Below are 10,545 nucleotides of genomic sequence, written 5' to 3'. Positions count from 1 at the left end.
CGGTGTGGCGGCCCGGCCGCTATCGCGCCAGGTATCACGCCCGGCATGGGCTCAGGCCACGCTTCCGGCGGTCTTCCTGCGCCGCAGGGCGTACATGCCCGTACCGGCCACCGCGAGGACGGCCATCCCACCCGCGGTCACCGCCGGCGAGGCGAGCGCGCCGCCACCGGTGTGGACACCGCCGCTGGGCTTGTGGTGGTCGCCCTTCCAGGACCCCTCTTCCTGCTTGTCCTTCCAGGAGCCCTTGTCCTGCTCGCCCTTCCACGACTCCTTGTCGTTCTCGTCCTTCCAGGACTCCTTGTCCTGGTCGTCCTTCCAGGCCTCCTTCGTGGGCTCGGCCTGCCCGGAGTTCCACTCCTCCCCGTTGTTCAGCGAGGTCAGCGCACCGCCACCCGCGTGAACCCCGCCACGCGGTCCGTCGTGGCTGCTGTCCTTGTGGTGCTCCTTGCTGTAGCCGTTGTCCTCGTGGTCCCACTTGTCACCGTCGGCATAGGCGCCGGGCGCGGTGATGGCGAGGACGGCGGTGGCCGCCGCCGTAGCGAGAAGCATGCGAGCAGAACGCATCTGATGGTCCTTCCGCCACAGCCGGGCAGCTGGTGCTTCGTCAGCTGACTTGACCCGGCTCCGACGTGATCCACCGTCAGCCGGATCGCAGTCCTCCACCACTCGGGGCGCTCAGCCGGGTGAACCGGGGGCCCGGCAGCAGTCGGCCGGACCGCTTCGGCCAGGTGACGGATCAGTATCCGGTGGCCCGGGCCGCCGCGATCGCGGTGGGGGCTCCGCGCACGAGTCGGTCGTTCCCACTCGTGGCTGCGGGGCAGTCCCGGATTCCTCCGGTTCCCTCTTGCGAGGCGTCCGTCTGGTGGACGGGGTGGGCCAACCGCGTGATCAGCCTATGCGGAGTCCCGGGACCACACGGAGTCCCCGAACGCCTCCAGAATGCGCTCGGCGGCCAGCGTGGCCGTCAACTCGCCGTACCTGACCTGTTGTTCGAGGCCGGGTGCGAGGGACCGGACGCCGGGATGGGTGCGCAGCCGGCCGAGGAGTTCGTCGCGGACCATGGACCAGGTCCAGTCGACCTGCTGGTCGCGGCGCTTGGCGGCGAGGCGGCCGGTGGAGTCGAGGAGCGTGCGGTGCTGCTCCAGGCCCTCCCAGACCGCGTCCAGGCCGGTGGACTCGCGGGCGCTGCAGCTCAGCACCGGCGGCGTCCACGCCGCGTCCGTCGGATGCATGAGGCGCAGGGCGCCCGCCAGCTCACGGGCCGCCGTGCGGGCGTCGCGCTCGTGCGGGCCGTCCGCCTTGTTGACGGCGAGGACGTCGGCCAGCTCCAGGACGCCCTTCTTGATGCCCTGCAGCTGATCGCCGGTGCGGGCGAGGGTGAGGAGGAGGAAGGAGTCGACCATGTTGGCGACGGCCGTCTCGGACTGGCCGACGCCGACCGTCTCCACGAGCACCACGTCGTAGCCGGCCGCCTCCATCACCACGATCGACTCGCGGGTGGCCTTGGCGACCCCGCCGAGCGTGCCGGCCGTGGGGGAGGGGCGTACGAAGGCCGCCGGATCCACGGCCAGGCGCTCCATCCGGGTCTTGTCACCGAGGATCGAGCCGCCCGTACGGCTCGACGACGGGTCCACCGCCAGCACCGCCACCCGGTACCCGAGCGAGGTCAGCATCGTGCCGAACGCGTCGATGAACGTCGACTTGCCCACGCCCGGCACCCCGCTGACCCCGATCCGCCGGGCCCGGCCGCTGTGCGGCAGCAGCTCGGTCAGCAACTCCTGGGCCGACGCCCGGTGCTGGGGCCGGGTGGACTCGACGAGGGTGATGGCGCGGGCGATGATCGCCCGCTTCCCGTCGAGGACGCCCTTGGCATAGGCGTCGACATCGATCACAGGTCGTGCCCGAGGTCGTCCGACAGCCGCTTCACCAGGTCATGCGCCGCGTCCGGGATCACCGTCCCGGGCGGGAAGACGGCCGCCGCGCCCATCTCCAGCAGCGTGGGCACGTCCTGCGGCGGGATCACCCCGCCGACCACGATCATGATGTCCTCGCGCCCCTCCTCGGCCAGCTGCTCCTTGAGCGCCGGTACGAGGGTGAGGTGCCCGGCGGCCAGCGACGACACCCCGACGATGTGCACGTCCGCCTCGACGGCCTGGCGGGCCACCTCGGCCGGGGTCTGGAACAGCGGGCCGACGTCCACGTCGAAGCCGAGGTCGGCGAAGGCGGTCGCGATGACCTTCTGGCCCCGGTCGTGGCCGTCCTGGCCCATCTTGGCGACCAGGATGCGTGGCCGGCGGCCCTCCGCCTCGGCGAAGTCGCCGACCAGGCTACGGGTGCGCTCCACGGACGGGGAGTCGCCTGCTTCGTTGCGGTACACGCCGGAGATCGTACGGATCTGGCTCGCGTGCCGGCCGTACACCTTCTCCAGGGCGTCGGAGATCTCGCCGACGGTGGCCTTGGCGCGGGCCGCGTTCACGGCCAGCTCCAGCAGGTTGCCCTCGCCGCCGGCGGCCCGCGTGAGCGCGTCCAGCGAGTCCTGGCAGGTCCGCTCGTCGCGCTCCGCGCGCAGCCGCCGCAACTTCTCGATCTGCTGGGTGCGGACGGAGGAGTTGTCGACCTTGAGGACGTCGATCTGCTCGTCGGTCTCCACGCGGTACTTGTTGACGCCGATGACCGGCTGGCGCCCCGAGTCGATGCGGGCCTGGGTACGGGCCGCCGCCTCCTCCACACGCAGCTTGGGGATGCCCGCGTCGATGGCCTGGGCCATGCCGCCCGCCTGCTCGACCTCCTGGATGTGCCGCCAGGCGCGGCGGGCGAGGTCGTACGTCAGCTTCTCGACGTACGCGCTGCCGCCCCACGGGTCGATGACCCGGGTCGTGCCGGACTCCTGCTGGATGAGGAGCTGGGTGTTGCGGGCGATGCGCGCCGAGAAGTCGGTGGGCAGGGCGAGGGCCTCGTCGAGGGCGTTGGTGTGCAGCGACTGGGTGTGGCCCTGGGTGGCCGCCATCGCCTCCACGCAGGTACGGGTCACGTTGTTGAAGACGTCCTGCGCGGTCAGCGACCAGCCGGAGGTCTGCGAATGGGTGCGCAGGGAGAGGGACTTGGAGTTCTGCGGGTCGAACTGCCTCACCAGCTTCGCCCACAGCAGGCGGGCCGCGCGCAGCTTGGCGACCTCCATGAAGAAGTTCATGCCGATCGCCCAGAAGAAGGACAACCGGGGCGCGAACGCGTCCACGTCCAGGCCCGCCTCCCGGCCCGCCCGGATGTACTCCACGCCGTCCGCGAGCGTGTACGCCAGCTCCAGGTCGGCCGTCGCGCCCGCCTCCTGGATGTGGTACCCGGAGATGGAGATGGAGTTGTAGCGGGGCATGTGCTGCGAGGTGAAGGCGAAGATGTCGGAGATGATCCGCATCGACGGCTTCGGCGGGTAGATGTAGGTGTTGCGGACCATGAACTCCTTGAGGATGTCGTTCTGGATGGTCCCGGCCAGCATCGAAGCCGGCACGCCCTGCTCCTCGGCCGCCACGATGTACAGCGCCAGCACGGGCAGCACGGCGCCGTTCATCGTCATCGACACGCTCATCCGGTCCAGCGGGATGCCGTCGAAGAGCTGCCGCATGTCGAGGATCGAGTCGATCGCCACGCCCGCCATGCCGACGTCACCCGTCACCCGCGGGTGGTCGCTGTCGTAGCCCCGGTGGGTGGGCAGGTCGAAGGCGACGGACAGGCCCTTCTGGCCGGCCGCCAGGTTGCGCCGGTAGAAGGCGTTCGACTCCTCGGCGGTGGAGAAGCCCGCGTACTGGCGGATCGTCCAGGGCTGGTTGACGTACATCGTCGGGTACGGGCCGCGCAGATACGGGGCCATGCCCGGGTAGGTGCCCAGGAAGTCCAGGCCCTCCAGGTCCTGCCCGGTGTACAGCGGCTTGACCGGGATGCCCTCCGGGGTCTCCCACAGCAGGTCGTCACCGCCGGCCGCCTTCTTGACCGCCCTACGCCAGTCGTCGGCGCCGCCGTCGAGGGCCGGGGAACCCAGCTCGATCCCGGAGAAGTCGGGGACGGAGGGGACAGTCATCAGGACACTCCCATGCGGTCGAGGGTCGCGGACAGCACGGCCACGGCGTCGCAGCCCGCGAAGACGAAACCGTCGACATCGGTGTACTGCCCGGGACGGCCGGCGAGGAACACGTGCGAGGCGCCGGCCGCCTTCAGCCCGGCCGCCACGGTCGCGGCCCGCTCCTCGTACAGCGCGTCGCTGGAGCACACGCACACCTCGGTGGCGCCGCTCTCCTCGAACGTGCCCTCGGTGACCGGTTCGATGCCGCCCGCCTGGAAGAGGTTGGCGGCGAAGGTCGTACGGGCGGTGTGGGCGGCTGCGGGGCCGAGGGAGGCCAGGTGGATCCGGGGCCGGGAGCCCGTCGCGGCGAGGTGGGCGTCCGAGCGGGCCCGCAGCGCCTCGTACGCCTCGTCGCGGCTGACACGGGGGAGCCCGCCGGACGGCGGCTCGGGCGCGGGTCGGCGGACGACCGGCTTCTCGGCCAGATGCGGGAACTCGCTGACCCCGGTGACCGGTTCGCGGCGTTTGGCGAGCTTGTTGCTCCGGGCTTCCCACGTGTTGGCGAGGTCCTGGCCGAGACGTCCCGAGCGCAGGGCGGTCGCGTGGCCGCCGATCCGCTCGATCCACTGGAAGAACTCCCAGCCCGCGTGGGCGAGTTCGTCCGTCAGCCGTTCCACGTACCAGGAGCCGCCCGCCGGGTCGATCACCCGGGAGAGGTGGGACTCCTCGATGAGGATCGTGGAGGTGTTGCGGGCGATGCGCCGGGCGAACGCGTCCGGCAGGCCGAGCGAGTGGTCGAAGGGCAGCACGGTGACGGAGTCGGCGCCGCCCGTCCCGGCGGCCAGTGTGGCGATGGTCGTGCGCAGCATGTTCACCCACGGGTCGCGGCGCGTCATCATCACCGGCGAGGTCACCGCGGCTTGCGTCTGCGCCCCGGCGGCGGGCACCCCGCACACCTCGGCCACCCGGGCCCAGAGCCGGCGCGCGGCCCGCAGCTTGGCGATCGTCAGGAACTGGTCGGCGGTCGCCGCGTAACGGAACTCCAGCTGCGCACAGGCCTGTTCGACGCTCAGCCCGGCCCCGGTCAGCTCGCGCAGATACGCGACACCGGTCGCGAGCGAGGCACCCAGCTCCTGCGCGGCCGAGCCGCCCGCCTCGTGGTACGGCAGGGCGTCCACGGTCAGGGCCCGCAGCCCCGGGTACTCCTGCGCGCACAGCCGGGCCAGGCCGGCCACGGGCGCGAAGTCGTACGTCTGTCCGGTACGGGCCTCGTGGCCGAGGGGATCCGCGCCCAGGTTGCCGCGCGCCGCCTCCTTGGCGACACCCCGTTCGGCGTACAGCCGCAGCAACTCCCGTGCGGCGGGCTCGACCTCGGCGCCCGCGTCTAGGACGACCGGCGCGAGATCGAGAAGGACGCCGTCGAGGACCCGGCCGAGCGACGACACCGGGAAGTCGGCCCCGCCGAGCACCAGCCACAGGGAGGTGACGCCGTTCTCCAGATCCGCGAGCACGGCGTCCCCGTCCGCCGCCGTGTGCCGCTGGCGTACGTCCCAGCCGCCGACGGTGTTGCCCGCGGCCCGGCCTCCTCGTACGAAGGGCGCGAAGCCGGGGAAACCGGAACTGGGCGCGGTGTCGTGCGCGGTGTAGAGAGGACGGGTGCGCAACCCGTCCTCCAGCGCGGTGGACAGGGCTTCCTCGGCCTGAGCGCCCTCGACGTCCTTGCCCGACTTGCGCAGCACGCCCGCAACGAGGCGCTGCCACTGCTCGTGGGTTGCGTCAGGGAACTCGGCGGCCAGCTCAAGCCCGTCGTCAGGCAGGACCGTCATGCTCGGATGCTAGGCCAGATGCACAAAGGAGCAGCAGGGGGCACGGCTGTGACCTTGCCCTCTCCGGGACGACCTTGAATCCGAGCGGGTCACCTGCCGGGTCCTGGCTGAACGTGGTGGGACCGCGCGCCGTACCTCGTGCCACGCGGCCCGTGCGCCCCCTGAGGCACTGTCACCGGGCCGACCGAGGACAGGAGCGACCCCATGGCCGAGAAGTACTTCACCGTGTCCGGCATGAGCTGCGGCCACTGCGCCGTGAGCGTCACCGAGGAGGTCGTAGCGGTGTCCGGCGTCACCGAGGTCGATGTCGACGTACGGGCCGGCCTGGTGACCGTACGCGGGGAGACGGTCGACGACACGGCCGTCCGCGCGGCGATCGTCGAGGCGGGCTACGAGGTCGCGGAGGTCGTACGGCAGGTCGCGGCCTGAGCCGGAAGGCTGGAAGGGAAGGCGCGGGCACGTTGCCTGAACACGGCAATGAACCGGTCCCCCCACCCGTGTGAGGTCCCGTCAAGCCGGAGATCGGCGGCGGGGTGGGAGGGGGACGGCGCCGTGGCCACCGTGATCGGGCTGCTCGGTCTGAGGGTCTTCTCCCGGCTCGTCTTCTCGCCGTTGATCGCATCCAACGCCGTCACCTACGGCCCCGTCGGAACCGTCCTGGTCATCCAGTCCTGGCTGGTCGGCGTGGGTGTAGTCGTCTTCGGCGGGGCGCTGGTCGGCCGACTGCTGTACGAAGAGCTCCCACGCGTGGCACACGCACTGAAACGGCGCAGGTGAGACGTGGCCCCGCAATCGGTCGTGCCACCGCAGCCGACACACGTCGAGCCGGTGAGCGCCGTGTCCCTTCGCGTGGCGTCGTGTCAGTGCCCACGGCGCGCGGCCTCGGTCGTCGGGGAACGGCGGACGGGGCCGGGATGGGGAGCCCTGCTGTTCGGTGACCAGCGCCTCGAAGAGGCTTCGGGTTCCGACTATTGCCTCCCGCATTTCCTCGGTTCCGCTCTGGCCGCGGGCTGTGCTGCGTGCACGCTGTGGCAGCCCCGGGCGTAGTGGGCGTGGTGGACGGACAGGGCGGTGATCTGGTCCTCGAACTGCTCGCCGATGGGGAAGACGCGGTCCCCTACCAGGCACGCGGCAGTGCGTCCCCAGCGGTACGGACTGCTGCGGTGATTCGACGAACTGCTCCTGGTCGGCGCTCCATTGCGTCACGTAGTGCTCGTGGGCCTCGGGGACGGCCGCTGCTCCGAGGGAACGTGCCGCTCGACGCGCTCGCCGAGTTCCCGCTCGGAGCCGCGGCGGGCAGCAGATCGATGCCCGCTTGGAGCACATCGGGGACACGCCTGGATCACGTGACGATGGACGCGTGCGGGAACGGTCTCGCTCTGACGCGGCGGGTTCCGGCGCCGATGCGCAGGGTGTGGCCCCCTGGGGAGCGCGCTGGCGGTGCGACGCTGCCGGGGGCAGGGGCGGCATGTCGCACGCTAGCCCTTGCGGCAGTTCCCCGACAGGTGTCAAGCAGCCATCCACGCAAGGCAGGACGCATTGACGTCGCACGGTATCCGCAACCTCTGAGCAGGGCTACGCTGTGGGGTGAGGCCCCAGTCCCCGGTATCGATGCTGTGTCCTGCTCCCGGGGAGGCCCACCATGTTCGTCCTGCTCCTCATCCTCATCGCGGTCCTGTTCGGCTTCGGCTCCTCCGATCCCATCTGGTGGGTGGCCGCGGCGGTGCTGGTCTACGGCGCCACCCGCCACGGCCGAGATCGTGGCGGAGGCCGGAGCCGTAGCGGCAGCTCCGATTTCGGGGACTACCGGGACTACCAGGAGCGCCGGAATCGTCGGGAACGCTGGGACCGCCGCTACAGCCGTCAGCACCGGGCGCGCTGGAGGCGCGAGGACCGGCGGGACCGCGAACGCCGCGGGTGACCCGTGAAGTGGCCCGAGGCGCGGCGGGCTCTGCGGGCCGAGGCCGCATGGAGGAACGCGCATGCGGCACAGGATGCTCGCACTGCGAGCCGGGAACGATCAGCTGCGGCGGGCGAACGCCGGCCGTGGTCATCGCGCCGCGTCGTGCGCTGCGGCGATTTCCCACGCAAGACCAGGGGTGCGACTCACGATCCCCAGGCAGGTCGTCCAGGTAGGGAGAGACCATGATTCACACAGCCGACGTCCGAGAATGGCGCAACCGCGATGTCGTTGACGCCGAGTCGCGCAAGATCGTGTCCTTGAGGCGGTCTATGTGGACACCACCACCGATGAGCCGGCCATGGCCACCGTACGGACCGGACTGCCCACCCGGCACCGTCTGGTCTTCGTCCCCATAGAGAACGCGATCGTCGGGCCGGACTATCTCAGGGTCGGCTATGTCAGAACGTTGGTGAAGCAGGCCCCTTCGATCGGCACCGACGACGTGCTGCCCGCCGAGCAGGAGGAAGCGATCTTCAAGCACTACGGACTGGCCTACAAGTCCGGTGCGGCCGGGGAACGGCAACTGGCGCGTCGCTGATCAACTATGGACGGGATGACTGCTCTGTGAGGTACGGACCATGCACCAGGTGACCCCGCCCCGTGTGGAACAGCGGTTGTTGAGGACTGCGCCTTCAGCGGGGGATGCGGCTCTGCTGGCCGAGGTCGTCGAACTGCGCGCCAGCAACCAGCAGTTGGGGCGAGCGATGGAGAGCCGAGCGGCGATCGACCAGGCGCGCGGCATGGTGATGGCCCTGGCGCCGTGTTCCAGTGAGAGAGCCTGGGACCTGCTGGTGGGCGTGTCGCAGCACTGCAACATCAAGCTCCGGGACGTGGCTGCCGCTCTGGTCGCCACGACGAAGGACCGGACGCTCCCGGAACCGATACAGCGCGAGCTGCGCCGAGCACTGTGGCGCCTCCGCGAGGCGGACCGGAGATGACGGCCTAGGTGCCCGGCGGACGGTACCGGGAGCTGCAGGCGCAACTCTCCGGTGCCTTCGTCCAGGACGGCCGTCGGACGCGTCTGTCTGGTAGCCAGCGTCGGGATCCCAAACACCGGTCAAGTCGTTCCTCGTCCGTCCTGCCTGATCACTGCTTCGCGCTGGGGAGCAGCGACGGCCGCCCCCTCGCCGCCCTGCCGGACGGCCCGGAGAGGCCCGCGCTGCCCGTGGGCGTGGGTCAGGACTCCAGACCGGCGAGGGGTTCGGAGCTGTCGATGAGGGCGCGGGCCACATCGGCCAGGCGCCGGTTGTGGGCGCGGGCGTAGCCGCGCAGCGCGTTGAACGACTGCTCCATGTCAATGCCCTGGCGTTCGGCGAGCTTCCCCTTGGCCTGTTCGATCAGCACCCGGCTGTTCAGCGCTGTCTGCAGTTGCTCGTTGAGCAACGTGCTGCGCTGCGCGGTGCGTTGTTGCAGCAGGCTGATGGTGGCGACGTCCGCCAGCGCCTGGGCGACGAGTGCGGCGGTCGGGTCGAAGGGGCCGGGGGCAGCGCGGAAAAGGTTCAGGGCGCCCACGGTCTCGTCCCGCAGGCGCATGGGCAGGGCCTGGACCGCCCCGAAGCCGCTGCGGTGGGCCGCCGTGACGAAGCGCGGCCAGCGGTCGATCTCCCGGGTCAGGTCGTGGATGATCACCGGTGTGTTGGTGCGGAAGCACTCGAGGCAGGGGCCTTCGTCGTTCTGAAGCTGGAAGAGCTCCAGCAGGCGCACCTGTTCGTCGGAGGCGGCCATGACGCGGAGTTTGCCGTCCCGGTCGGCGAGCAGCACCCCGGCGGCGCTCGCGTCGAGAATGCCGACGCAGCGGTCGGTCAGCAGGCGCAGGAAATCGATGAGGTCGAAGTCGGCGACGAGGTTGTCGGCCAGCTCGACGAAGGTCTTGGCCAGAAGCTGTTGATCCATGGTGGGCACCCTCGATTGAGACTGGTTCCGGCCTGAAGGGGCGGGAAGGACGGCACGTTCCTCGGCCGACACCGATACGTCAGCTTTCCTCATCGGACTGCTCCGGCTCCGTGTCCGGGGAGAAACGAAGCCGACGGGCCACCACGTCCGCGGCCACGTCGGCGAGCCGGCGTCCCCGCGCATAGGCGTAGGCGCGGAGCCGGACGAAGGCTTCGTCGATGCCGACGCCGAGCTGGACCGTGAGCATCCCGCTGGCCTGGTCGATCTCCGCTCGGTGCGCGCCCAGGTCCTCGAAGCCGCGGTCCGGCATCGGCCCGTCGGTGGGTGCGCCCGTCTCGTCGATCCTCGTATCGAGCAGGAGGAGCGTCGCGAGATCGGCGAACGCCAGTGCGTCGGCCAGTTCCTCCGTGTTCAATACGGTTGGAATGCCGGCGTACAGGTCCAGAACTCCCGGGCTGATCGCGCCCTTCTGCAAGGGGAGCGAGAACACTGCGCGGGCTCCTGCATCCAGGGCCGCATCGGTGAACACGGTCCAGTGATCCTGACGTTCACCGGTGAGCAGATCGGGTGTCAGGACGGCCGAGCCGCGTACAAAGGCGTCCACACAGGGCCCCTCGCCCAGCGTGAGCTGGAGTTCTTCCAGTTGCTCGCTGATGTCGTCGGTGCTGCACAAAGGATGGCTGGCCGCGGTCCGTGACATCGCCGACAGCCCGGCCCCGCCGACCGGCAATGCGGCCACGGCCGCGGTGCACACATCCACGACACCGACCCGGGCGCCTCGTCGAACCGCGTGCTCGGCCACCAGCATC

Annotated in this window: 9 protein-coding genes and 2 pseudogenes; 5 read left to right on the top strand and 6 right to left on the bottom strand. The window is 70.6% G+C overall.

Going from position 1 to position 10,545, the window contains the following annotated elements; genetic code table 11:
• Nucleotides 1-51 precede the first annotated feature (51 nt).
• The 4 genes from ACFU53_RS07980 to ACFU53_RS07965 form a co-directional block, all read right to left on the bottom strand.
• A complete protein-coding gene (locus ACFU53_RS07980) occupies nt 52-564 on the bottom strand; it encodes a hypothetical protein (RefSeq protein WP_383987363.1) in 513 nt (170 codons plus the stop codon).
• Between the two features lie 329 nt (nt 565-893).
• Nucleotides 894-1,892, bottom strand: a complete 999-nt coding sequence (gene meaB / locus ACFU53_RS07975) for a methylmalonyl Co-A mutase-associated GTPase MeaB (protein WP_383987360.1) — start codon at nt 1,890-1,892, stop codon at nt 894-896.
• On the bottom strand, nt 1,889-4,072 hold the full coding sequence (gene scpA / locus ACFU53_RS07970) for a methylmalonyl-CoA mutase (protein WP_383987357.1): 2,184 nt from the start codon (nt 4,070-4,072) through the stop codon (nt 1,889-1,891). The genes meaB and scpA overlap by 4 nt, the downstream gene beginning before the upstream one ends.
• Entirely contained in the window at nt 4,072-5,880 is a 1,809-nt protein-coding gene (locus ACFU53_RS07965; RefSeq protein WP_383987354.1) for a methylmalonyl-CoA mutase family protein, read from the bottom strand. The genes scpA and ACFU53_RS07965 overlap by 1 nt, the downstream gene beginning before the upstream one ends.
• A 204-nt stretch (nt 5,881-6,084) precedes the next feature.
• On the opposite strand from ACFU53_RS07965, the gene ACFU53_RS07960 reads away from it, so the two are divergent.
• From ACFU53_RS07960 to ACFU53_RS07940, 5 genes and pseudogenes are all read left to right on the top strand, one after another.
• On the top strand, nt 6,085-6,309 hold the full coding sequence (locus ACFU53_RS07960; RefSeq protein WP_383987351.1) for a heavy-metal-associated domain-containing protein: 225 nt from the start codon (nt 6,085-6,087) through the stop codon (nt 6,307-6,309).
• 117 nt (nt 6,310-6,426) lie between these two features.
• Nucleotides 6,427-6,657: pseudogene (locus ACFU53_RS07955) on the top strand (ribonuclease BN); the annotation flags it as partial.
• An 865-nt stretch (nt 6,658-7,522) separates the two neighbouring features.
• Nucleotides 7,523-7,801, top strand: a complete 279-nt coding sequence (locus ACFU53_RS07950) for a hypothetical protein (RefSeq protein ID WP_383987349.1) — start codon at nt 7,523-7,525, stop codon at nt 7,799-7,801.
• Nucleotides 7,802-8,025: 224 nt separating this feature from the next.
• Nucleotides 8,026-8,381, top strand: a pseudogene (locus tag ACFU53_RS07945) (PRC-barrel domain-containing protein).
• Nucleotides 8,382-8,421: 40 nt separating this feature from the next.
• Entirely contained in the window at nt 8,422-8,781 is a 360-nt protein-coding gene (locus ACFU53_RS07940) for an ANTAR domain-containing protein (RefSeq protein WP_383987346.1), read from the top strand.
• Between the two features lie 238 nt (nt 8,782-9,019).
• On the opposite strand, the gene ACFU53_RS07935 is transcribed toward ACFU53_RS07940, so the two are convergent.
• Both ACFU53_RS07935 and ACFU53_RS07930 read right to left on the bottom strand, forming a co-directional pair.
• Nucleotides 9,020-9,736 carry an ANTAR domain-containing protein gene (locus ACFU53_RS07935; RefSeq protein WP_383987343.1) on the bottom strand — a complete coding sequence of 239 codons (717 nt, stop codon included), beginning with the start codon at nt 9,734-9,736 and terminating at the stop codon, nt 9,020-9,022.
• Between the two features lie 79 nt (nt 9,737-9,815).
• Nucleotides 9,816-10,544 carry an ANTAR domain-containing protein gene (locus ACFU53_RS07930; protein ID WP_383987340.1) on the bottom strand — a complete coding sequence of 243 codons (729 nt, stop codon included), beginning with the start codon at nt 10,542-10,544 and terminating at the stop codon, nt 9,816-9,818.
• Between the last annotated feature and the right edge of the window lies 1 nt (nt 10,545).

The sequence above is a fragment of the Streptomyces sp. NPDC057474 genome (assembly GCF_042802555.1).
Taxonomy (GTDB): Bacteria; Actinomycetota; Actinomycetes; order Streptomycetales; family Streptomycetaceae; genus Streptomyces.
Note: the sequence above shows the minus strand (reverse complement) of the source record. Positions and strands in the feature narration are given on the sequence as shown.